Origin of the sequence: Gordonia otitidis, assembly GCF_020735545.1 — a bacterium.
In the GTDB taxonomy this organism is placed as follows: domain Bacteria; phylum Actinomycetota; class Actinomycetes; order Mycobacteriales; family Mycobacteriaceae; genus Gordonia; species Gordonia otitidis.
In genome coordinates, this window is the sequence record NZ_CP085974.1 from 3728198 (window position 1) to 3751280 (window position 23083).

Sequence of the window (23083 nt, forward strand, 5' to 3'; positions counted from 1 at the left end):
TCTGGTTTTCGGCTGAGTCGGTCATGGCACACACAACACGATCGACGCTGCCTGTGTTCCCGCGAGACGATCTGACGCCACGTGGCAGCTCAGGCGCCGGGTGTGGACAACCCTCGACGGGCCCACGTCGTCGTCGAAGCGGGGTGCCATAGTGGAAGCCGTGCCCGACAGTCCCTCATCGCCCCTCGACCCACGTGACCGCAGTCCACGTGATCGCAGCATCCTCGACGGACTCGACCCGGAACAGCGCGCCGCGGTCCTCGCGCCGCGCGGCCCGGTATGTGTGCTGGCAGGCGCGGGGACGGGCAAGACGCGCACTATCACGCGTCGGATTGCGTATCTCATCGATCAGGGACAAGTGAACCCGGGCCAGGTGCTCGCTGTCACGTTCACCGCACGAGCAGCGGGGGAGATGCGCGGCAGGCTCAGGTCGCTCGGGATCGGCGCGGATGGGCCCAGTGTGCTGGCGCAGACCTTCCATGCGGCGGCCATGCGCCAGCTCCGCTACTTCTGGCCGCGCGCATTCGGCAGCGCGTCGTGGGAACTGCTCGACAACAAGTTCCCCGTCGTCGGTCGAGCGGCGCGTCGAGCGGGGCTCGACAGTTCGACGGACACCGTGCGCGACCTCATGTCGGAGATCGAATGGGCGAAGGCCTCGCTGATCGGTCCCGAGGACTACGTAGCTGCCGTGACCCGCGCCCCCCGCGAGACTCCGGCACCCGCCGCGCAGGTGGCAAAGGCGTTCGCCGCCTACGAGGACGCCAAGGTCTCGCCCGACGGCGACCGCCTGCTCGACTTCGACGATCTCCTCATCTTCATGACGACGATTCTCGAGTCCGACGCCGGCCTCGCCGACGAATTCCGTTCGCGCTACCGGTGTTTCGTCGTCGACGAGTATCAGGACGTGACTCCCGTGCAGCAGGGTCTGCTCGACGCGTGGCTCGGGGCGCGTGACGACCTCACCGTCGTCGGCGATGCCAATCAGACGATCTACACGTTCACCGGGGCCACCCCGAAGTACCTGCTCGATTTCGGCCGTCGATTCCCCGACGCCACGCTCGTGCGGCTCGAGCGCGACTACCGGTCGACGCCGCAGGTGGTCAGCCTCGCCAACCGCGTGATCGGTGCCGCGCGCGGACGAATCGCCGGAACACGACTGCAATTGATCGGGCAGCGTGAACCCGGTCCCGAGCCCGCGTTCGCCGAATACGACGACGAGCCCAGCGAGGCGGGCGCGGTCGCTGCGGCCATCAAGCGCCTCATGAACGCCGGTGTGCCCGCCTCGGAGATCGCGATCCTCTACCGCATCAATGCACAGTCGGAGAATCACGAGCAAGCACTCACCGAAGCGGGTATCCCGTATCAGGTGCGCGGCGGGGAGGCCTTCTTCACCAGGACCGAGGTCCGCCAGGCGATGAGGCAACTGTCGCAGGTGGCCCAACGCGGAGTCCGCGACGACGTCGAACTCACCACGGTGGTGCGCTCGGTCCTCGGCGAACTGGGCATGTCCGACGACGAGCCCAAGGGTGCACAGGCGAAGGCGCGGTGGCAGTCGCTGCGCGCGCTGTCGGGGCTGGCAGACGACATGCTTGTCGACAACCCCGACCTCACGCTGACCGAGTTGGTCGCCGAACTCGATGCGCGGTCGCAGGCACGCCACCCACCGACCGTGCAGGGCGTGACGCTGTCGTCGCTGCACGCCGCGAAGGGTTTGGAGTGGGACGCAGTGTTCCTTGTCGGGCTCACCGAGGGATCGTTGCCGATCAGCCAGGCCATCAAGGGCTCGTTCGACGACGTCGAGGAGGAACGTCGACTCTTCTACGTCGGTGTGACCCGTGCCAGAGAGCATCTGCACATCTCGTGGGCGATCGCCCGCAACGAGGGCGGACGTGCGCGCCGCCGTTCCCGATTCCTCGCCGACGTCGTCCCCGACGACTCGCCTGCGTCACGCATCGCCCCGGCGTCGAAGCGCGCACCGCGGAAGGGGCCCACGTGCAGGGTGTGCGGCTCCCGTCTGATCGACGCGACCGCCACCCTGCTCGGCCGGTGCGCAGACTGCCCGTCGGACCTCGACGAAGGGTTGCTCGTCGCGCTCAAGGAATGGCGGCGTACGCGGGCCGATTCCAAGAAGGTTCCCGCCTTCGTGGTGTTCTCCGACAAGACGTTGCTGGCGATCGCAGAGCAGCGACCAACGGACTCCGCTGCGCTCGTGTCGATTTCGGGTATCGGGGCCGCGAAGCTCAACGAGTACGGCGACGAGGTCATCGAACTCGTCAAAAGCGCAGGTCAAAAATAGGTTGTGCGTTTGTGAGCGCACCGCATAGTCTGGTTCGCGTCAGCACGGGAAGGTCACCGGCGCACTCGAGTGTGTCGCAGCCCCTCGCGAAGTCATCGAGACCGAAAGGAGTGGATCAGTGAACGGAATCGCCAACGCGATCGAGCAGAACTCGGCAGCTGCCGTGTCGATCGAGCCGATCGCCGCGATGCCCGATGCCCATCGCATCGAACTCCATGCGCCTCGCGCGTATGCCGTCAGTGAACGCTCCTGGCTGGCTGCGGATCCGCAGTCGGCACTGCGTGTGCACGCACTCGGTTTCTGTGCAACCGGTTTCCCACCGGCAGCACCGGCAGCGAGCACTGCCGCAGCGAAGCGAGCGACGCAGCGGTTCCCCGTACTGACTCGGGATCTCTCCACGTAGGAGGATGTCGACAGCCACAACGGCCACGGGTGAATCGCGTACGGCGACCCGTGGCCTTTCTCGTGACGGACCACCGACCTCCACCAGTGGATCGGCGACTCCCATCACGTCGAGGCCAACGGCCATCGCCCTCAGACGATGACCATCCTCGAACAGATGTGGAGTACCAGATGACCGTCGAATGTGTTCTGGAGTCCTGTATGTCGGCGGACCGCGAGTTCGCCGCCGAGTCCGTGGCCGTGTCGCAGGCAACTCCTGCCACCGCCTCGGCACTTCCGTGCCAGGAAGCCGACGCCGACCTGTGGTTCGCCGACGATCCCCGTGACCTCGAGCGGGCCAAGGCGATGTGCGCCGAGTGCCCGCTGCGGGCGCAGTGCCTGCAGGCCGCACTCGATCGCGCCGAGCCCTGGGGCGTCTGGGGTGGTGAGATCTTCGAACGCGGCGCCGTGATCGCGCGCAAGCGCCCTCGCGGACGCCCGCGCAAGAATGCGGCCTGACACACACATGCACGACAAGCATGGCCCCTGCCTCAGCGACCGACGTCGCTGGGGCAGGGGCCATGTGTAGTCGGGGCAGGCAGGCGCTCGATTCTCGAATGCGTGCGCGGAAGCGCGCCGCTCGTACGTTCATCGGCGGCGTCAACGTTCCGTCAGCGCGGATAGGTGGTGACCACTTCGCCGGTTCGCCTGCTCGTCCAGCTGATCGACAGATCGCTGCGCATCGTGGGGATCCACAGACCAAGGTGCTTGCGCTGGTGATCGGGTCCGCACAGCGGAATCAGATTGAACAGCACGGTCCAGCCGCCGGACAGAGGGTCGGCGTGGTGGAACTTCACGAGGTGATCGAGCTCCGCGCGATGTGCGGACTTCCCACACTCCGGAAACCGGCACACCCCGTGGAGTGCCACGACTTGTTCGCGAAGCCACTCGGGTATTCGGTATCGCAGCGCCCATCGCGGTGGGGCCGGATATCCGCCGTGCCCGCTGGGATCGATCGGCGGTGCGGGATTGTCAGGGAGACCCCAGGTCGCAAGATTCGACGCCATCGCGGCGAGATTGAGTCCCGGCGACGTGAGGTTGGCCAGCGTCCCGTCGCCGGGAAGCGCAGTGACGGCGGGCGTCGGCAGTTCGGCGGCATCGATGAGCGAAGTGAGGCCTGGAATGTCGACGGGCCGTGCGATCACACCCGCGGCCAGTTCGGCTGCATGCGCGGGGTCGATCGCGCCGTAGCCGACCAGCCGTGGCACATCGATTCCTGCCGGGTCGACGAGCACCTCCAATGCCGTCTGACACGCTGCCCCGGGCACCGACTCGTCACAGGTCTCATCGCTGACGGCGGTCTCGTCGCCGGACACCGTCATCTCAGCGGTATCGACCTCTCCTCCTCGAGCGGGTTCTTGCTCGGCCGGACTCGACTGGGCCGGGTCCGACGCGTGCGCGTCGGGACCGTCGAGCGCCTCGGGACCGTCGAGCGCCTCGGGACCATCGAGCGGCTCGACGTCGGGTTGTGTTGCCGGACAATGCGTTGATCCGCAGTCGCAGGTGAGGCGTGCGCCCGGTAGACCCTGGATCTCGGCGAAAGCAGCGACACGGCGTCGACCTTCGGGTCGCGAGTCGTCGGGGCACAACCGTTCTGCGACCAGTGCCGAAATACGGGTCGCCAGGTGAACGCCCTGCTCGGCTGGCAGGCATCCGTCGATCGAGACGTGTCCGTGCACCTCGGGTCGGATGTGGATGTTCTGATTGCGCTCGGCGAAGTCGCGTCGTGCTTCGGCGGCAGCTTCGGGGTCGAGTGCGATCACCAACTCGGCGAGCTGATCTCTGAGTGTGGAGTCGGCGGAGGTCCGACGAGCGAGCTCGACGGCCAGCGGCTCGGCGTTTACACGAAGGGCCGAATCGAGTGCGGACAGGGCTTCGGCGACGAGCTCGATCCGGGACATGCGGATCTCACCGTCGAGGAAGGCCGTCGAGGTCTCGGGCAGATCGGCCAGCTGCGCGCCGAGGACTGCGTATCGCCGTGCCTGTGAACGAGAGATCCCCAGCTGCAGCGAGATCTCCGCGATCGCCGCTTTGTCGGCGGCGTGGTGTGTGTGCGGACGGGTTGAGGTGACGATCAGCATGTCGTCGGCGACGGACTCGCCGATGCGAAACGCCAGGAGCGCAGTCCGGGCTTCGGCCTGGCGTGCGAGGCGCTGGGTGGCCCGACCGACGTCGTTCAATTCGCTACCCGACAGGCGACTGATCCGGAGTGCGTCCGCGGGGCCGAACGTCAGCGGTCCGAGAGGGAGCGGTCCGACAGGTAGTGGGCCGGTACTGGAATGTGCATGTTCTTCTGACACCGCCGCCCCCTCCCGCGTCATGTCACGGTCTCGTGATCGCTTGTATGTTCGATCCGAGAACCAGACTATCTGGCGGGTACGACAATTCGGACAACCGTGATTCGATGCTGTCGAAGCTGTGGACAACACATGACAAGGCCCCTCGGAAGCCCAACCGATAGGCCGCGGTGGGAACCTCGGCAGGGATGACCGGCAGCGGCTCGCGGGCGACGCGGACGGACGGGCGGGGGCTCAGTCCGCGAGCCCCGGCACCCACTTCTCCATGATCGCCCGGTACGGAGCCTCGGCGTCGAGCTGCGAGGCGATGCCGACGCAACCGGCGAGGACGCGGAACACCATCACATAGTGCTTGGGCACGTTGAGGTTTCGGGACGTCTTGTACACATCGCCACGCACGTCGGTGGCCTTGCCCGCCGCGCGTTGCAGCCACTTGCGCGTGAAGTGGAACGACTCGGAGTACAGCGGATCGACATACGGTTTGAGGTAGGCCTCGATATCGTCTGGGCTCACCCGGTCGGCACGGGACCGCAGGATGAAGCCTGCCTTGATCATCTCTTCTGTCAGCTCGTCGTACTTCTTGTCGCGCGCGAGTCGAAGGATGGGGCCGGTCTCAGGCGGCAATCCGTTCGGGTAGTGGCCGACGGCACCGAAGTCGAGCACCCCGAAGCGGCCGTCGTCGGTGATGAAGAAGTTGCCCGGATGCGGGTCGCCGTGGAGCAGGCCGACCCGGAACGGGGAGCTGACCTCGAACGTGGCCATACGTGCGGCGGCTTCGTTGCGGGTCGCCTGGTCGCCTGAGGTGATGATCTTCGACAGCGGCGTGCCGTCGAGCCACTCCGACACGACCACCTTCGGAGCGCTCGCGATGACCTTCGGTATGACGAAGTCGGAGTCGCCGTCGAATGCTTTGGCAAACGCTCGCTGGTTGTCGGCCTCGCCGAGGTAGTCGAGTTCGGCTTCGGTGCGATCGATGAGTTCGTCCATCATCGCTTTGACGTCCGTGCCGGGCGAGAGTTTCTGCAGTAGACCCGACATGCGCGACAGCGTCTTGAGGTCGGCCTTCAGTGCGTGGTCGGCGCCCGGGTACTGCACCTTGACCGCCACCTCGCGACCGTCGGCCCAGACGCCCTTGTGAACCTGGCCGATGCTGGCCGACGCCGCGGGCTCGTCGGAGAACTCGCGGAAACGCTGACGCCACTTGGTGCCGAGTTGCTGGTCGAGAACCTTGTGGACCTTGGGAGCGGGTAGTGGGGGAGCTTCGGCCTGCAGTTTGGTGAGTGCTTCGCGGAAGGGTTCGCCGAACTCCTCGGGAATGGCGGCTTCCATGATCGACATGGCCTGGCCGACCTTCATCGCGCCGCCCTTGAGTTCGCCGAGTACGGAGAACAGTTGGTCCGCGGCCTTCTCCAGGAGTTCCTGGTTGACTTCGTCCTTGTCTTTGCCGACCATGCGCTTGCCGAGGCCTGCCGCCGCGCGGCCCGCCATCCCGATCGGCAACGTGGCCAGTCGAGCGTTGCGGCGGTGCTGCCCGCGTGTGATGTCGGTCATGGTGTCCTTTCCCCATCCCAGGATAGAGGACGCACCTGAGGATCGGTCTCATCCTCGCGCCGCAACAGCCTCATCCCACCGCGGCCGCAGGTCGGCATTGGCAGAGCGGATGCGGCGCCCACGTCTTGGTGACGATCCTCGTCGGCTCCGAATGCAATTCGACGGTGCGCCCGAACAATTCGGGCAGCCCTGCGCGATCCGGAGAACGGATCGCCTCGGCAAGTTGATCTACGTGCTCGTGAGCCAACGCCGCGGTCGCGCGGGTTGCTGCGGGACGGCCGTGGCCGGCGACGCGCACCAGTTGCGCAGACACGATCGGCCACTCGGGATCGCGGTCGGCGCGGTGTAGATCGATGCAGATCAGACAGCTCGTCAGGCCGGGTAGCACCAACGGACCGACGATGCCCACGCCGTCACGCATCCGTACCTGCAGGTGCGGCGTGCCTGCGTCCATCAGTCCTGCGATGAGCATCGTGTCGTGGACGAGGTAGTCGGTCAGCACCACCAGGTCGGTGGCCCAGCCCGAAACCGGGTGGTCGAGCGACGGTCGTCCACTCGACCGGGTCACCGAGAAGCCGGCATCGGCCAGCGACGTCGCGAGATGTCCGCCCAGGGGTCCCGTGCCGTGCACGCGGATACGGCGTAGGCGCCCCTCGATCGGACGAAACGGCACCCTCCGCCCGCGGAGGGCCAGGCCCGTCGCGACGAGATGCTCGAGAACCCGGATCAGATCGGCGGAGTCGACCCCGGTGATGGCGAGTTCGGGTGCCAGCTCGGACATTCGACGCGGACAGGCAAGAGTCGCGAGCAGATCCGCCAGCGCACGCGCCGATCCACTCTCGTCGAGCTCGACGACGACTCCGTGGTCGGGACCGCTACCGATCTGCACCCTGTTCCCCGGCCTGACCAACACCGCGGTGCCCGGCATCAGAACGGGCAGATGGTCGTCGGGTCCGGGAGAATCGGGGGTGGGGACATCGGGTCCGGGTGCGTCGACCGTCGAAGTCCGCAGATCATGGGCGCGTCGGGTCATGCGGCAACTCTGCCAGCAGAATGCCGCTCGTGAGGCGGGCGTCGGTGTTATCCACAGACCTTCGCCCACGCCGGTACACAGTGCACAAGCACCACTGCGTTGCAGGGCACATACATCAGTGCATAGTCGTCAGTGCGCTCGCGTCAGGCAAAGGGCAGGGCGTGCACATACGTCAGGGCTCGAGCGCGTGTCGCACGTGTAGGAGGTGCGCGACCGCAGAGAGCGCGGACGTCAGTCGTCAGCCTTGGTCCCCGAGCTGCCGTCGTCGCCTTCTGCGCCGCCGGATTCGGGATTCCCGTCGGAATCACGCTGTGCCTCCGACGACGGCGTGGTGTCGGACGCAGACCCGCCGGACGTGTTCTCCGCCTCCTCGGCGAGCGTGCGCTCGAGCTCGGCGATCGCCTCGTCGATACCTCCCACGTCTCCACCGATCACACGATCGATGAAGCCCGCCGGGTTGTCGAGATCGTCGGCATCGGGCATCAGATCGGGGTGGGCCCACACGCCATCGCGTGTGGAGATGTCGCTCGCCTCGACAAGTGAACGCCACAGTGCCGACGCCTCGCGGACCTTGCGCGGACGCAACTCGAGTCCGACGAGCGTGGCGAACGTCTGCTCGGCCGGTCCACCGGAGGCGCGGCGTCGACGCATGGTTTCGGTGAGGGCCGCCGTGCTCGGGATTCGATCCGAAAGCGCCTGCGACACAACCTGTTCCACCCAACCCTCGACGAGTGCGAGCAGGGTCTCCAGTCGGCTGAGAGCCGCCTTCTGCTCCGGAGTGGTCGTCGGCTCGAAGGACGCGGACGAGCTCATCAACTCCTCGAGCTTCGACGGATCGGAGAACAACTGCGCCGGATCGATGTTGGCAGTCAGATCGGTGATACCGCTGAAGTCGACGGTGATACCGCGTGCATACTCCTCCACGGTCGCGAAAAGTCGCTGACGCAACCACGGCACGTGTGTGAACAGTCGCAGATGCGCGGCCTCGCGTGCGGCGAGGAACACGACGATCTCCTGTGCGGGCTGCTCGAGCCCATCGGCGAAGGACGCGATCGCCTCGGGCAACAGAACTGCCTCACCCTCGGGCGCCAGCGGCAGGCCGATGTCGGTGGACGTGAGCACCTCCTTGGCAAGCTGCCCTAGCCCCTGCCCCAGCTGGGTGCCGAAGGCCATCCCGCTCATCTGGGTCAGCATGCCCATCATGGGCCCGGCGAACTGCGCGGCCTCGGGAGGTAGGTTCTGCTCCCAGGTACGCGACAGCTGTTGAGCCACCGGATCGCACAGGCGCTTCCAGGTGGGCATGGTCTGCTCGAGCCATTGCACGGGCGTCCACGCGACCGACTTGCTCACACCACCGGGAAGGGTGGTGGCGTCGTCGAGCCATACGTCGGCGAGACGTACAGCGTCGGTGACCGCGCTCGTCTCCTTCTCCAGCACGGGGGTGAAGTTCCCGATCTGCTGGCGAGCGAGATTGGATGCGAGGTCGTAATTGACCGGCCCGGAACCCTGGTTACCGCCGAATCCGAAGGAGCCGGAACCCATTCCGCTCAGCATGCTGCCGAGCTGACTGAACATCTGACCGAGGGCCGAGGGGTCGAGCGCCTCACCGCCGAGCGCGAATCCGAACGGATTCTGGGCGGAGTCACCACCGCCGGGAGCGCCACCGGACGCACCACTGCCCTTGTCGTCACGGTTCTGGTCGCCGTTCTTGTCACGGTTGTTGTCGTCACCGTCACCGTGCGAGGAGAATCCGAAGGGCAAATCACTCATGCCTTCCACGGTACCGTCCGGGCGCGGCGGCCGGTGACCTCGGAGCGTTCGCCTTGAGCGTAGTTCGCTCAATGATCTCGCCGCCGGTTGTCGACGCTGCGCGGCATCGGCTCACCCGTTCCGCACCCGGCCAGATGCGCTGGCCGCTCGCGACTGGATGCAAGTGCCGCACGCGACTGGATGCAAGTGCCGCACGCGACTGGATGCAAGTGCCGCACGCGGCGTCGATTATGGTGGGCGGAATGACAGGTCCCGCAACGATGGTGCGGCAGCATTCCCGCCGGATCGCCACCATCGCCGTGACGACATTGCTTCTGCTCATCCTCATCGTCGTCGGCACGACGGTCCAGGTGCCCTTCGTCGCACTCGGCCCCGGCCCGACCGTCAACACACTCGGTGACCTCGACGACAAGCCCGTCGTCGACATCACGGGCACACAGGTCGATCCGACGACCGGCAACCTCAACCTCACCACGGTGTCGGTGAACGACGGACTCACCTTGTTCGACTCGATGCGGCTGTGGCTGTCGGGGCGATACACGGTGCAACCGCGCGAGCAGATCTTCCCGCCGGACCAGACGACCGAGCAGGTGCAGGAACAGAACCAGCAGCAGATGTCGGGCTCGGAGAGCACGGCGACCGCCGCCGCACTACGCCACCTCGACCGTCCGACGAAACTCGTCGTCGACTCGGTGGCATCCGACGGGCCGTCGTCGAAGGTGTTGCGGCAGGGCGATGTGATCTTGTCAGTCGGCGGAACCCCGGTGTCGACGTCCGAGGACGTGCAGTCGGCCGTACGCGCACAGAAGCCCGGCGCGCAGATCCCCATGGACATCGAACGTGCAGGCACCCGGCAGACCGTCACCGTCACCGCCGGGAGTCGACCCGACGCCGAGGACGTGGCCTACATCGGGCTCACGCCGGACGTCGTCAACGCCGATCCGAACCTGAAGATCACCTACAACGTCGGCGACATCGGCGGACCGTCGGCCGGGTTGATGCTCACGCTCGCGGTGATCGATCGACTCTCGCCCGGCGAACTGACCGGAGGCAAGTTCATCGCGGGCACCGGAACGATCGCCGACGACGGGAAGGTCGGACCGATCGGCGGGATAACGCACAAGACCCGCGCAGCCCGCGAGGCGGGAGCGACGGTGTTCCTGGTGCCCGAGAACAACTGCAGAGAGGCCACATCCGACGCCCCCGACGGCCTGCAACTGGTGAAAGTCAGTTCGCTCGATTCGGCGCTCTCCGCCCTCGACGACGTCCGGAGCGGGAAGGACGCGCCGCACTGCTGAGGCCGCGTTATCGGATCCGGGGATGCGGGCGCTGCAGCACACACATCCTGCGATCAGACCATGGTGAGTTCTTCAGGCCCACACCGTCAGCTCTGACGGCCCGCGCTAGGTGCGGTCATCAAGCGTCGCCGCGAGTGCAGCCTGAAGCGTCGACGCTAGCTCCGGATGCGTGAGGAGCTCCATCGGCGCGTCGGGATCGTCGCCGGGGGAGGGTTGTAACCGCATCAACGACAACGTCTTCCGGTCACGCAACGCTCCGACGGCCAGCCGTGCTGTGCGCGCGTCCGGGTGTGCGCGTGCGGCGGTGCGTGCCGCCGATTCGCTGGCGTCCTGATCGCCGAGAAGCGGTTCGAATGCCGAGTCGAGGTCGCCCTCGGCGTCCGGCGGCAGTACGACGATCTCGAGGACCAGTGCAACGCCCTCGACCGGTGGTGGCCACGACGCCGTCGCCAGGAACTCCTCGAGTTGCGCGTAGGGCTCGTCGCCGTTCGCGACCTCGAGAGGTTCCTGAGCCACGGGGCTGAGCGCCGAATCGTCATCGGCGTCGACCAACTCGGGATTCTGCGCGGCGATGAGGCTCGTCGGTACCAGAGCGAACAACTGCGGCGGCTGACCCCAACCGCCGAGCTCGACATGGTCGAGGATGTCGTGCAGCGCGCGCCCGAGATCATCGGGGGAGAATCCCGGAACGTCCGATGAGAAGTCGTCTGCGCCCGTGTGGCCGGGGCCGTTGTGCTCGTCGGTCATGGCTGTCAATAGTGCCTTCTGCGCTACCGCGACGTCTCGGGACCACAGGATCCGGTGACCTCGGTGTCGGGCCAGTACAGTGAATGCCACGATCGCGCCGAGTGGTGCGAGCCAACCCGGAGATGTCCGGAATGACCGAACCGGGCGGACCCCGGAACGATGGCACTGGGAGAGTGGGTTAGTGGGCGTACGCGGGCCGGCGGGCATGCCGACACTGTCGCGCAGAAGCAAGATCGCCATCGGGGTGGGAGTCGCCATCCTCGTGATATTGCTGGTCGGGCCCAGGCTCGTCAGCATCATCACCGACTGGCTCTGGATGTCGGACGTCGGCTACACCGGAGTGTTCTCGCGGATTCTCTGGACGCGCATCGCCTTGTTCTTCATCGTCGGCATCGTGGCGGGTGCACTGATCTTCGGCGCCATCGCGCTCGCTTATCGATCACGCCCGGTCTTCGTGCCGGCGAGCGGACCCAATGACCCGCTCGCGCGCTACCGGGCGTCGATCATGGGACACATCCGGTGGTATGCCCTCATCCCGCCGATTCTCGTCGGCCTGATCTTCGCCCTGGTCGCGCAGGGCTCGTGGGCCACAGTCCAGACCTTCCTCCACGGGACCGAATTCGGCCAGCGCGACCCGCAATTCGGGCTCGACGTCGGGTTCTACGCCTTCGACCTGCCGTTCTATCGCTTCATCCTGAACATCCTGTTCGTGGTGGTGGTGATCTCGTTCTTCGCGAACCTGATCACCCACTACCTGTTCGGCGGGATCAGGCTCGGTGGTGGTGGCAACTCGATCACCAACGCCGCGCGCATCCAGCTGGCCGTCCTCGCCGGAACCTTCCTGCTGCTCAAGGCCGTGTCGTACTGGCTCGACCGCTACTCACTGCTGTCGAGTCAGCGCAAACAGGAGATCTTCACCGGCGCGAGCTACACCGACATCAACGCTGTGCTGCCGTCGAAGCTGATCCTGATGGTCGTTGCGATCATCTGTGCCGTCGCGTTCTTCGCGGGCGCTGTGCTGCGCGATCTGCGCATCCCCGCGCTCGCGACCGTGCTGATGCTGTTCACCGCGCTGGTGATGGGCGTCGGATGGCCGCTGGCCATGGAGCAGTTCTCGGTCAAGCCGAATGCGGCGCAGAAAGAACTCGAGTACATCCAACGAAACATGGACGCGACCAAACGTGCCTACGGTCTCGTCGACGGCACCAACGTCGTCTACCAACGCAACTGGACTCAGGAACCCGCAGATCCTGTTGCCGTCAACAACGACACCGCGACGCTGTCGAACATCAGGGTGCTCGACCCCAATGTGATCGAGCCCGCGTTCACGCAGCGGCAGAAGCTCAAGAACTTCTACGGATTCCCGACGCAGCTCGCGGTCGATCGTTACGACGTCGACGGCCAGCAGCGTGACTTCATCGTCGCCGCGCGCGAACTCGATCCCAGCAAGTTCGACGCCAACCAGCAGAACTGGATCAACAAACACACCGTCTTCACGCACGGAAACGGCTTCATCGCGGCGCAGGCGAACACCGTCGACGAGGCGTCGTCGGACGCGGAAAGTGACCGCGGTGGTCTGCCGGTTTTCGCAGTGAGTGACCTGGAGAACTATCAGACCGACGATTACAAGGCGAACGCGCCGATCAAGGTGACCCAGCCGCGAATCTACTTCGGTGAACTGATCGCCAAGGTCGATCCCGATTACGCGATCGTCGGTTCGACCGGCGGCGACAAGGAGTACGACCTCGACGGAAAGAACTACACCTACAGCGCCGATTCCGGTGTCTCACTGGGCAACTGGTTCAACCGCGTCCTGTACTCGGTCAAATACACCGAGCGCAACATCTTGCTCTCGGGTGCCATCAACTCCAACTCGAAGATCATCTACAACCGCGACCCCCGCGACCGCGTCAAGAAGGTCGCGCCCTGGCTGACGGTCGACTCCAAGACCTACCCGTCGGTCATGGCCGACGGATCGATCAAGTGGATCGTCGACGGCTACACCACACTCGAGACGTACCCGTATGCGCAGAAGACGTCGCTGCAGGACGCGACGACCGACGCGCAGGAGCTCAATCGTGGTCAGACCGGCCGCACCCAGGCGAACAAGCAGGTGTCCTACGTGCGCAACTCGGTCAAGGCGACCGTCGACGCATACACCGGCAAGGTGACCCTCTACCAGGTCGATCAGGATGATCCCGTGTTGAAGACCTGGATGAAGGTCTTCCCCGGAACGGTCAAGCCGCGCAGTGAGTTCGACAAGCAGACCGACCTGAAGCAGCACGTGCGCTACCCGGAGGATCTGTTCAAACTCCAGCGCACACTGCTGTCGCGGTATCACGTGTCCGACCCGGGAACGTTCTTCCGCAGCAACGACTTCTGGTCGATCCCCAACGATCCGACGAACGACGACGCCGCACGGCAGGGACTCAGTCAGCCGCCGTACTACTTCACCGCGGCATCGCCGTCGGGCCCGCAGGCCGAGTTCCAGCTCACCACGGTGATGAACGGTCTCAACAGCCGGTTCCTCTCCGCGTACATGACGGCCTCCTCCGATCCTGAGGACTACGGCAAGATCACCGTCAAGACACTGCCGACGACCAAACAGACCGTCGGCCCGCAGCAGGCGCAGGAGAACATGAAGAGCGCCGGGCCTGTGGCGTCCGACCGAAAACAGGTCGAGGACACCACCAAGGTCACCTACGGCAACCTGTTGACGCTTCCGGTCGGGCAGAACGGCGTGCTCTACATGGAGCCGATGTACACGCAGTCGAAGACGGACGACTCGGCGATTCCGAAGCTGTACCGCGTGCTGGTGTATTTCAACGCTGCCAGCAACGAAGCCAGGGTGGGTTATCGGGCGACGGTGGCCGAAGCGCTGCGAGACGTCGGGATTTCTCCCGCGCAGGTGACCGCTCCGGAGAACGGGCCGGTCGACGTCGGGGATGACGGCCAGCAGCCGATCGCCACACCGACACAACCCGACCAGCAGGGGCCGTCGAGTCCGCAGCGTGACGCCGCGGTGAAGGAGATCGGCGCCGCGCTCGGCCAGCTCAAGGATGCGCAGAGCAAGGGCGACTTCACCGCATACGGGCAGGCCCTCGATCGGCTCAACAAGGCTGTGCAGCAGTACGAGGCGCTGCCGTCGGGGAATTGATCGGCACGACGACGCCGGGCCGTACGAGTCGCGGTCCGGCGTCGTCAACGCGATGTGAAACTGTGGGGGTGACGTCGGTCACCCCGATGTCATTCTGGTGGTGTTTTGAGCATGTCGCCGCAGGTCAGGGGGGTCACGGTAATGGATTTGCATCTGTATCGAACGCACCTGTAACGTGGTGTTCACCAACGCGGGGTGGAGCAGCTCGGTAGCTCGCTGGGCTCATAACCCAGAGGTCGCAGGTTCAAATCCTGTCCCCGCTACGAGAAATCCGGCCCGGCCGTGACGATCACGATCGTCACGGCGGGGCCGGATTCATATCATCAGGCTCATGCTGATCCATCTGGGCTCGAAATGTGTTCTCGGCTCATCGGATGGACGAAACAACGCAACTGCGAGTCCGCGTTTCTGCGACGTGGCCGACGCACCCGCATCGCTGAAGACGTTCGCTGCGATTTCGGGCAGCACATTCTCCGCACCGCGCAGTAGGCGCGTCGAGGCCCGTATTTCGCGACATCACGCCTCTGGTGATGAGCGAGTATCCGATATTCGCTAGACTCAATCCGATTCGACGATTATGTGTCCGGTTTGCGTCAGGTGGGGAAGCCGTACACAACCGTTCGGGGGGAAACACCGTGCGGTCGGCATCGCATTGTGCGCGAGCGCGATGCGATGAGCAGTCGTGCCACGCCGGTCACGGGGGGTACTTCGTGCAGGCTCGTGCCGCGGCAGGGTCGTCGGATCATCGGCGTGACACGGAGGAGGGGAAGCCGACATGGCTAAAAGAAAAGTCGTCAAGTTCGTCGACGATCTCGACGGGGCGGAATTAGAAGAAGCTGTGACCGTTGTTTTCGGGTTGAACGGAAAACAGTACGAGTTCGACACGTCGCCCGCGCACGCCAAGGAATTCGCACAATCCCTGCAGAAGTATCTGGCAGTTTCCCGTTTGGCGAATGAATCGGGGAAACAGGGACGTCCGTCGAAGCGCGCGCACCCTCGGACGCAGGCGATTCGTGCGTGGGCGCGCGAGAACGGGTACGAGATCAGCAATCGCGGGCGCATCTCGTCGGAGATCGTGTCGGCGTTCGAAGCCGCCGTCTGAGTGGCCTGCGCGTCCGAAGTCCGCTGACGGTCTGAGCTTTTGCGACTCGCCGTGCCCCGGCGGTACTAACGTGGTGGCCATGGCCACCGACAAGCAGATTCACGAGCACATCACCGACCTCATCGCCGAGGAGCACGAACTCCGTTCCAAGTTGGGGCGCGGCGACATCACGCCAGACGAGGAGAACTCGCGCCTGTCCCAGATCGAGGTATCCCTCGACCAGGCATGGGATCTCCTGCGCCAGCGTCAGGCGAAGCGCGACGCAGGACAGGACCCGGATGCGGCGTCGACCAGGCCTGCCGACGTCGTCGAGAAGTACCTGGACTGAATCGCCGCGAGGGGACGAAACGAGGCGTTCGATGAGCAGCTATGGCGAGACGTTCACGCGCAGCGTCGACGACAGGGAGAACTTCTGGCTGCAGGCGGCAGCCGACGTCGAGTGGTCGAATCCGCCGACCGTCGCGCTCGACGACTCAGACGCACCGATCTACCGTTGGTTTCCCGACGGTCGACTGAACACGTGTTTCAACGCACTCGACCGGCATGTCGCGGCCGGTCACGGCGACCGCATGGCGCTGATCTGGGACTCGGCGATGGTCGACGAGATCCGCGAGTACACCTACGCCGAACTGCTCGTCGAGGTGTCGAAATTCGCCGATGTGTTGCGACGACGCGGGGTATCGGCGGGCGACCGCGTCATCATCTACATGCCGATGATCCCCGAAGCCGCTGTCGCGATGCTGGCGTGCGCGCGCATCGGCGCCGTGCACTCGGTGGTTTTCGGCGGTTTCGCGGCCCCGGAACTCGCCACTCGCATCGACGACGCCGAGCCGGTTGCGATCGTCACGGCGTCGGGCGGTCTCGAACCGGGCCGCAGCGTCGAATACCTGCCCATCGTCGCCAAGGCGCTGACACTTGCCGACGCAGGCGTGTCGTCGGTCGTGGTCAAGGATCGGCCGCAGGTGGCAGGTGCTGCTGCCGACCACGCCGGAAGCGGCGGTGCGGAGTGGCTCGACTGGGACACCGAGATGGAGACCGCCGGGCTCACCGAACCCGTCGACGTCGCAGCCACCGACCCCCTCTACATCCTCTACACGTCGGGTACCACCGGCAAACCCAAGGGCGTGGTGCGCGACAACGGTGGACACGCCGTCGCGTTGATCTGGTCGATGGCCAACATCTACGACATCGGTGCGGGCGACATCTGGTGGACCGCATCCGATGTGGGATGGGTCGTCGGCCACTCGTACATCGTCTACGCTCCGCTGCTGGTGGGTGCGACGTCGGTCATGTACGAGGGCAAGCCGGTCGGGACGCCCGACGCGGGTGCCTTCTGGAGGGTCATCGCCGAGCATCGCGTCAAGGCGCTGTTCACCGCTCCGACGGCGATCCGGGCCATCCGGAAAGCCGATCCCGATGCGAAACTTCTCGACCAGTACGACATCTCGACGCTGCGTACTCTCTTCGTCGCGGGCGAGAGACTCGACCCGGACACTCTCGCGTGGTCGTCTAACGTGCTCGGGGTACCGGTCATCGACCACTGGTGGCAGACCGAGACCGGTTGGGCCATTGCGGCCAATCTACGTGGGCTGCAACCCATGCCGGTCAAGGCGGGGTCGGCCACGGTTGCCGTGCCCGGCTTCGGCGTCGAAGTGGTCGACGCCGAGGGCAGCGCCGTCGATGCTGGTGTCGAGGGCAACATCGTCATCAGGCTGCCGTTGCCGCCCGGAACGCTGGCCGGACTGTGGGGCGACGAGGAGCGGTATCGCAGTTCATATCTCAGTGCGTTCCCCGGCTACTACCTCACCGGCGACTCCGGCTATGTCGATGCCGACGGCTACATCTTCGTCCTCGGACGGTCCGACGACGTGATCAACGTCGCGGGGCACCGATTGTCGACCGGCAGTATCGAAGCCGTGGTCGCGTCACATCCCGCGGTCGCCGAGTGCGCGGTGATCGGCATCCACGACGATCTCAAAGGACAGCGACCGAGTGGCTACGTGGTGCTCAAATCGGGAGTCGACATCGACGCCGACGACCTGCGGTCGGAGCTGATCACGATGGTCCGTGACGACATAGGTCCCGTCGCCACGTTCCGCGATGTGACCGTGGTGCCGGCGCTACCGAAGACCCGATCGGGCAAGATCCTGCGAAAGACCATGCGGCAGATCGCCGATCACGAGGAGTACGCCGTGCCGTCGACCATCGAGGATCCGGACGTGCTGGCACAGCTGGCCGAACAGATCGGCGGTTGACACGGCCGAGCGGCAGTGATGCTGACTCCGATGAGGACTCCACCTCATCTGTGCTGCCGCACCTTGGGCGGTGCCGAAGGTGCGGCATGACAGATGAGGTGCGTAGACTCGGCCAAGGTGATGGATCTCGCCCGGGCGGCACCGTGTGCCCCCGAACCGCCGTTCACGGCTGATAGTTCCTGTTCCGGTAGGTGACGGAAGGAGCTTTGTGGTGTGCGATGAACGTGCCGAGTCGACGGATGATGCGACGAACCCGATCCCGATCGATCCCGACGCCCCGAACCCTCGGCCGCTGCACCTGCAGGTCGGTGCGCTCGCCCTCGTCTTCGTCGGCGGCGTCGCCGGTAGCGGTCTGCGCTATCTGATCGAAGAACTGTTCCCGACGGTGGGTACGGGCTGGCCGTGGGCCACATTCGCCGTCAACATCGTGGGTGCGTTCGTTCTCGGCGCGCTGCTGGAGATCTTGGCCCTCGCCGGCCCGGACGTCGGTTGGCGTCGCAACGTGCGTGTGTGCGCGGGGACCGGCTTCTGTGGTGCCTTCACCACCTACTCGACATTCGCGCTCGAGACCACCCAACTCGGTCACCACGGAGCACCCGTGACCGCGGTCGCGTATGCGGTTGTGAGCGTTCTCCTCGGCCTCGTGGGCGCGTGGGTCGGGATCGTCGTGGCCGGGGCGGCCCTGCGGCGTCGAGGAGGCGAGGTGTCATGACCGTCGTCGCCGTCCTGATCGCCGGTGCGTTCGGTGCCGTCGCGCGCTTCGTCGTCGACGGCGCGATCAAACAACGACGCAGCACGGTGTTCCCGTGGGCCACGCTGGTGATCAACGTGACGGGTTCGCTGCTGTTGGGAGTGCTCGCCGGACTGGTGATCTACCATGCGGCACCCACGGACCTGCAGGCGATCATCGGCACCGGATTCTGTGGCGGTTACACCACTTTCAGCACGGCGAGCGTCGAAACCGTGCGACTGGCGCAGCGTCGTCGAAGCGCACTCGCCGTGTCGAACGCGATCGGTTCCGTCGTGGGTGCTACCGCGGCATGCGCTGTCGGTCTCGCGGTCGCATGGGCGATCTGAGCGGTGAGCTCGGGAGAGGACTCGATGATGACGACCACACAAGGTTTCGGACAGCACGACGACGAGGGCCCACTCACGCGGCACAGGCGTGGGCCCACACCACGACTCGATGCCCGAGCCGCATTGGTCATCGGGTGGAATCGACACGCGGACAGCGTCACCGCCGTGCGGTACGCCGCGGGACTCGCGCGACTGCTCGACGCGCACCTACACGTGGTGCACATCGTCGACCTCGACGACGAACCGCTCGACCCGGATGCCCCGAACTGGGAGGAACAGTTCGACGCCACCGTCGACGACGCCGCACTGGAGGCGAGGAGAATCCTCGACGCTGTCCCTGCGTCGTGGACCTATCACAGCGGACACGGTTCTGCGGCTGAGCTTCTCGCGACGGTGAGTGACCGCTACGGGGCGCTCATGGTGGTGATCGGAAGTCCCCGTGGCGGATTCATGTCCTACGTCGACTCGGTCGTCGGTCAATCCGTCGCGCGGCGCATGCTCGGCCAGCGGAGGGTTCCGCTGCTCGTGGTCCCCTCAGGCGTCGACGTCGACACCGTGTTCCCCGGACAGGCATAGTGATCTGGACAGTAAGAGCCCCGAAGCACCGGGGTGCTCGGGGCTCGTACTGAGACCTCCTACTGTCGAAACTCAGTGGGTCACTTGAGTTCTGCGCTGCTCTTGTTCAGCACGCGACGGGCGATGATGAGTTGCTGGATCTGCTGGGTTCCCTCGAAGATGTCGAGGATCTTGGAATCGCGGGCCCACTTCTCCAGAAGCAGCCGCTCCGAATAACCAAGCGTTCCGGTCAGTTCGACCGCCTTGTTGGTGATGTCGGTGACCGTGCGACCGGCCTTCGCCTTCGCCATCGATGCCTGCAGCGAATTGGGTTCCTTGTTGTCGGCCATCCACGTCGCACGGATCGTCATCAGGTAGGCGGCCTCGAAATCGGCCTCCATACGGATGAATTCCGCTGCTGCCGCGTGTTGGTTCTCCGCGGGCTTGTCGTAGTCGATCTCGATACCCGCTTCCTCGAGGATTCGACGTAGCTCCTCGAGTGCTGCGCGTGCGACACCGACCGCCATTCCGGCAACGAGCGGGCGGGTGTTGTCGAAGGTCTGCATGACACCGCCGAAGCCCTTCTTGGTGTCGACCTCCGGCGAGCCGAGCAGATTCTCCTTGGGGATGCGACAGTTGTCGAAGCGGATCACCGCGGTGTCGGACACCCGGATACCGAGCTTGTGCTCGAGACGCACCACCTCGACGCCGGGGTGTTCGCGCGGAACGACGAAGCTCTTGATGGCCGCGCGGCCGAGGCTGCGGTCGACGCTGGCCCACACGACGATGTGCGTGGCCCGTGAACCGGACGTGACGAAGATCTTCTCGCCGTTGATGACGTACTCGTCACCGTCGAGCGTCGCGGTGGCCGTGACGGCTGCGGAGTCGGAGCCGAAGCTCGGTTCGGTGATCGCCATCGCGGCCCACACCTTGCCGAACCGTGCGAGTTGTTCGTCGGTGGCGACCGCGGCGATGGCCGAGTTACCGAGCCCCTGGTAGGGCATCGACAGAGTCAGACCGACGTCGCCCCAGCAGGTTTCGATGACGTTCATCACCGACTGCATGTTGCCGCCGTTGACGTTCACGCCCTCGGGCGTTTCCTTCTTTTTCTTCTGGCTGCGTCCGCCGTCGGCGCCGGCGCCTGCCTGCCCCGTCTCGGAGAGACCGTCGTACAGGCTGGCGAGGGTGTCGAGTTCTACCGGGTAGGTGTGCTCGGCGAGATCGTATTTGCGCGAGATCGGACGGAAGATCTCGGCTGCCGCCTGGTGAGCCTGATCGATGGTGGTGTTGAGCTTCCGCGGAAGCTCGAGATTGATTGCCATGTCTGAAGTGTCCTTCTCGAATCGTCGCCTAGAGGACGACGATGCCCTCGCCGATGCCTGCACCGCGCAGGTCGCGGTACCACCGCTCCACCGGGTGCTCCTTGGTGAAGCCGTGACCGCCGAGCAGCTGCACTCCGTCGAGGCCGATCTGCAAGCCCTTGTCGATGGTCAGCTTTCGTGCGAGCGCCGATTCCCGGGCGAACGACAGTCCCTGCTCGGCCCGCGAGGCGCCGCGCAGTGTGACCAGACGGATGCCGTCGAGTTCTGTTGCGATGTTGGCCACCATGAACGCCACCGCCTGCCGGTTGGAGATCGGCTCGCCGAACGCCTCGCGCTCGTTGACGTAGGGGATCACGTAGTCGAGGACTGCCCTGCCGGTACCGGCAGCCAGCGCAGACCAGCCGAGGCGCGACAACCGCACCACGTCGCGATAGGCGGCGAATGCTGCCTCGCCGGCCTCTTCGCCGAGCAATGCCGACTCGGGCACCGCAACGTCCTGCAGGAGGAGTCGGCCCATGCCCGCAGCACGCACGCCCATTCCCGGGTCGGCCTCGACGATGAGGCCCTGCGAGTCGGACTCGACGATGAACAGTGCTGGACGTCCCTCGAGTTGGGCTCCGACGATGAAGAGCTCGGATGAACCCGCCGCGGGTACGAATGACTTCACGCCGTTGAGGCGGTAGCCGCTCGGGACGCGAGTTGCCTTGGTCTGCAACGAGAACGCGTCGAAGAGGGCACGCGGTTCGGTGACGACCACGGCGGACTGTGGCACGTTCTCGCCGGCGAAATCGGGGAGGTAGGTCTTCTGCTGGCCGTCGCTGCCGAAGTTGGTGAGCGTGGTGGCGACACCGCTCGGTGCGAGAAGTGGCAGAGCGAGGCCCATATCGCCGTAGGCCATCGCCTCGGCGACGAGCGCGTTGGTGACCACACCCCGTTCGGTTGCCGCGCCGTCGAAGTCCTCCGGCACGTTGATCATGGTGATGCCGAGTTCGGCCGAACGCTTGACGATGTCGTCGGGTGCGGTCGCTGCGTTGTCGGCCTCGTAGGCGGCCGGACGCAGGATCTCCTCGGCGAACTCCTTCACCGTCTCGGCGATCATCTGCTGTTCGTCGTCGGGATTGAGGTTGAAGTAATCCTTGGGTGCCGTGGTCAGCCGCTTGGCGCCGCCCGATCCGCCGCTCTGCACCTTCTTGAACGCACGATTGGCGGCACCGAGGGTCTGGAAACCCGTCTTGGTGGCCTGGTACGCAATCCGGTTGATGGGTTCACGGATCTGGTACTTCTCGGCGAAATCGGAGCCGGTCACCGTGGTGAGGACACGCATGGCGGTGCCGATGGCGTTGCGCTTGTGCGGGTTCTTGCCCACCGCGGACGTGTCGCGGGGTTCGGTGTGAGTTGTCATGACCACCATTTCTCTTCGCGCTCGGTGTTGTTCTCGGGTGTGGCCGTCCGGGGACGCCGGCCGCGGGCCACGCCCACGGGCCTATCTTACCGGATAGTAAGTACGGACCTTACTACCCGGTAAGGACTTTGTCACGTGGTTCGGGATGGGCTGTCACGTGGTTCGGGATGGGCTGTCACGTGGTTCGGGATGGGCTGTCACGTGGTTCGGGAACGGGGCCCGCAGTCGTCGGGCCGTCGGCGCAGGCTCGGCGACTACGCTTGCTGGCGTGTCCAGTGTTCGTCGCGTGCCGAAGCCGGTCGGGTCGTCGTATCCGACCGGTCCGGCAGGTCCTCGTCGTCTGGGCCCGGCGCTGGTCGTCGGGATCGGTGGGGCAGCGTTGGCGGTCGCCGCCGTCCTCTCACCCGCCGCGGTCGACCACGGGCCGGATGTGTGTCCGTTTCGAATCATGACCGGCTTGCCGTGCCCGGGGTGCGGGCTCACCCGCAGTTGGACCCACCTGATGCACGGAGATGTCGCCGGGGCAATCGCCCTCAACGTCTTCGGGCCGATCACGATGGCGGTGACGGCCATCGCGGTGGTACTCGCAGTATGGCGACTGATGGCCGGTCCTGCCGCATTGGCGAGACTCCGGCTCGGACGACTGATGCCGTATGCGCTGGCCGTCGTCGGGATCTGGCTGGTGTACGGCGTGGCGCGAATCATCGACGCCGCTGCAGGTTGGGGCCTGTTCCCCACAGTCGTGTGAGGGGTGCGGAACCCGGGAGGAGCCGGATCGGA

General features: G+C 65.5%; 19 protein-coding genes, 1 tRNA gene and 1 riboswitch. Of the genes, 13 read left to right on the forward strand and 7 right to left on the reverse strand.

Features of this window, described 5'->3' with window-relative positions; all coding sequences use genetic code 11:
- Positions 1–160 precede the first annotated feature (160 nt).
- The 3 genes from LK459_RS16980 to LK459_RS16990 all read left to right on the forward strand — a co-directional run bounded on the left by LK459_RS16980 (position 161) and on the right by LK459_RS16990 (position 3196).
- Complete coding sequence (locus tag LK459_RS16980) at positions 161–2296, forward strand: ATP-dependent DNA helicase UvrD2 (protein WP_227919715.1); 2136 nt, start codon at positions 161–163, stop codon at positions 2294–2296.
- A gap of 118 nt (positions 2297–2414) precedes the next feature.
- Positions 2415–2699, forward strand: coding sequence for a hypothetical protein (locus LK459_RS16985; protein ID WP_007240810.1), 285 nt, complete (start codon positions 2415–2417; stop codon positions 2697–2699).
- 170 nt (positions 2700–2869) lie between these two features.
- A complete protein-coding gene (locus tag LK459_RS16990) occupies positions 2870–3196 on the forward strand; it encodes a WhiB family transcriptional regulator (protein ID WP_227919716.1) in 327 nt (108 codons plus the stop codon).
- Positions 3197–3348: 152 nt separating this feature from the next.
- Here the strand turns inward: LK459_RS16990 and LK459_RS16995 are convergent, their stop codons facing one another.
- From LK459_RS16995 to LK459_RS17010, 4 genes are all read right to left on the reverse strand, one after another.
- A complete protein-coding gene (locus tag LK459_RS16995) occupies positions 3349–5037 on the reverse strand; it encodes an HNH endonuclease (RefSeq protein WP_227919717.1) in 1689 nt (562 codons plus the stop codon).
- A 231-nt stretch (positions 5038–5268) separates the two neighbouring features.
- A complete protein-coding gene (locus LK459_RS17000) occupies positions 5269–6585 on the reverse strand; it encodes an ABC1 kinase family protein (protein WP_007240814.1) in 1317 nt (438 codons plus the stop codon).
- A 70-nt stretch (positions 6586–6655) separates the two neighbouring features.
- Positions 6656–7618 (reverse strand): hypothetical protein, encoded by a 963-nt coding sequence (locus tag LK459_RS17005; RefSeq protein WP_227919718.1) that lies wholly within the window; start codon positions 7616–7618, stop codon positions 6656–6658.
- Positions 7619–7849: 231 nt separating this feature from the next.
- Positions 7850–9388 carry a zinc-dependent metalloprotease gene (locus LK459_RS17010; protein WP_227919720.1) on the reverse strand — a complete coding sequence of 513 codons (1539 nt, stop codon included), beginning with the start codon at positions 9386–9388 and terminating at the stop codon, positions 7850–7852.
- Between the two features lie 260 nt (positions 9389–9648).
- Between LK459_RS17010 and LK459_RS17015 the strand changes: the two genes are divergently transcribed.
- Positions 9649–10686 (forward strand): YlbL family protein, encoded by a 1038-nt coding sequence (locus tag LK459_RS17015; RefSeq protein ID WP_007240817.1) that lies wholly within the window; start codon positions 9649–9651, stop codon positions 10684–10686.
- 105 nt (positions 10687–10791) lie between these two features.
- Here the strand turns inward: LK459_RS17015 and LK459_RS17020 are convergent, their stop codons facing one another.
- Positions 10792–11433: a PPA1309 family protein gene (locus tag LK459_RS17020; RefSeq protein ID WP_227919721.1), complete on the reverse strand. Its 642-nt coding sequence runs from the start codon at positions 11431–11433 to the stop codon at positions 10792–10794.
- Positions 11434–11614: 181 nt separating this feature from the next.
- On the opposite strand from LK459_RS17020, the gene LK459_RS17025 reads away from it, so the two are divergent.
- The 8 genes from LK459_RS17025 (at position 11615) to LK459_RS17060 (ending at position 19600) form a co-directional block, all read left to right on the forward strand.
- Positions 11615–14590, forward strand: coding sequence for a UPF0182 family protein (locus LK459_RS17025; protein WP_227919722.1), 2976 nt, complete (start codon positions 11615–11617; stop codon positions 14588–14590).
- A gap of 189 nt (positions 14591–14779) precedes the next feature.
- A tRNA-Met gene (locus LK459_RS17030) sits at positions 14780–14853 on the forward strand.
- 512 nt (positions 14854–15365) lie between these two features.
- On the forward strand, positions 15366–15692 hold the full coding sequence (locus tag LK459_RS17035; protein ID WP_007240820.1) for a histone-like nucleoid-structuring protein Lsr2: 327 nt from the start codon (positions 15366–15368) through the stop codon (positions 15690–15692).
- Between the two features lie 79 nt (positions 15693–15771).
- A complete protein-coding gene (locus tag LK459_RS17040) occupies positions 15772–16020 on the forward strand; it encodes a DUF2630 family protein (RefSeq protein WP_039994563.1) in 249 nt (82 codons plus the stop codon).
- Positions 16021–16051: 31 nt separating this feature from the next.
- Positions 16052–17947, forward strand: coding sequence for a propionyl-CoA synthetase (locus LK459_RS17045; RefSeq protein ID WP_227919723.1), 1896 nt, complete (start codon positions 16052–16054; stop codon positions 17945–17947).
- A 107-nt stretch (positions 17948–18054) separates the two neighbouring features.
- Positions 18055–18136, forward strand: a riboswitch (Fluoride riboswitch).
- Positions 18137–18158: 22 nt separating this feature from the next.
- Positions 18159–18659: a fluoride efflux transporter CrcB gene (gene crcB, locus LK459_RS17050; RefSeq protein ID WP_227919724.1), complete on the forward strand. Its 501-nt coding sequence runs from the start codon at positions 18159–18161 to the stop codon at positions 18657–18659.
- Positions 18656–19024 (forward strand): fluoride efflux transporter CrcB, encoded by a 369-nt coding sequence (gene crcB, locus LK459_RS17055; protein ID WP_227919725.1) that lies wholly within the window; start codon positions 18656–18658, stop codon positions 19022–19024. Before crcB (LK459_RS17050) ends, crcB (LK459_RS17055) begins: the two co-directional genes overlap by 4 nt.
- 27 nt (positions 19025–19051) lie before the next feature.
- Positions 19052–19600, forward strand: coding sequence for a universal stress protein (locus LK459_RS17060; RefSeq protein ID WP_007240825.1), 549 nt, complete (start codon positions 19052–19054; stop codon positions 19598–19600).
- An 80-nt stretch (positions 19601–19680) separates the two neighbouring features.
- On the opposite strand, the gene LK459_RS17065 is transcribed toward LK459_RS17060, so the two are convergent.
- A complete protein-coding gene (locus tag LK459_RS17065) occupies positions 19681–20901 on the reverse strand; it encodes an acyl-CoA dehydrogenase family protein (RefSeq protein ID WP_007240826.1) in 1221 nt (406 codons plus the stop codon).
- A gap of 28 nt (positions 20902–20929) precedes the next feature.
- A complete protein-coding gene (locus tag LK459_RS17070; protein WP_227919726.1) occupies positions 20930–22303 on the reverse strand; it encodes an acyl-CoA dehydrogenase family protein in 1374 nt (457 codons plus the stop codon).
- A gap of 286 nt (positions 22304–22589) precedes the next feature.
- Here LK459_RS17070 and LK459_RS17075 point away from each other — a divergent pair, with 286 nt between their 5' ends.
- Positions 22590–23051 (forward strand): DUF2752 domain-containing protein, encoded by a 462-nt coding sequence (locus tag LK459_RS17075; protein ID WP_407648808.1) that lies wholly within the window; start codon positions 22590–22592, stop codon positions 23049–23051.
- Positions 23052–23083: the final 32 nt, after the last annotated feature.

Coding starts and splice junctions, on each gene's coding strand:
- LK459_RS17020 (WP_227919721.1), bottom strand. CDS start 11,433: ATGACCGACGAGCACAACGGCCCCGGCCACACGGGCGCAGACGACTTC.
- LK459_RS17010 (WP_227919720.1), bottom strand. CDS start 9,388: ATGAGTGATTTGCCCTTCGGATTCTCCTCGCACGGTGACGGTGACGAC.
- LK459_RS17040 (WP_039994563.1), top strand. CDS start 15,772: ATGGCCACCGACAAGCAGATTCACGAGCACATCACCGACCTCATCGCC.
- LK459_RS17035 (WP_007240820.1), top strand. CDS start 15,366: ATGGCTAAAAGAAAAGTCGTCAAGTTCGTCGACGATCTCGACGGGGCG.
- LK459_RS17015 (WP_007240817.1), top strand. CDS start 9,649: ATGGTGCGGCAGCATTCCCGCCGGATCGCCACCATCGCCGTGACGACA.
- LK459_RS17070 (WP_227919726.1), bottom strand. CDS start 22,303: ATGACAACTCACACCGAACCCCGCGACACGTCCGCGGTGGGCAAGAAC.
- crcB (WP_227919725.1), top strand. CDS start 18,656: ATGACCGTCGTCGCCGTCCTGATCGCCGGTGCGTTCGGTGCCGTCGCG.
- LK459_RS17000 (WP_007240814.1), bottom strand. CDS start 6,585: ATGACCGACATCACACGCGGGCAGCACCGCCGCAACGCTCGACTGGCC.
- LK459_RS17005 (WP_227919718.1), bottom strand. CDS start 7,618: ATGACCCGACGCGCCCATGATCTGCGGACTTCGACGGTCGACGCACCC.
- LK459_RS17045 (WP_227919723.1), top strand. CDS start 16,052: ATGAGCAGCTATGGCGAGACGTTCACGCGCAGCGTCGACGACAGGGAG.
- LK459_RS17060 (WP_007240825.1), top strand. CDS start 19,052: ATGACGACCACACAAGGTTTCGGACAGCACGACGACGAGGGCCCACTC.
- LK459_RS17065 (WP_007240826.1), bottom strand. CDS start 20,901: ATGGCAATCAATCTCGAGCTTCCGCGGAAGCTCAACACCACCATCGAT.
- LK459_RS16990 (WP_227919716.1), top strand. CDS start 2,870: ATGACCGTCGAATGTGTTCTGGAGTCCTGTATGTCGGCGGACCGCGAG.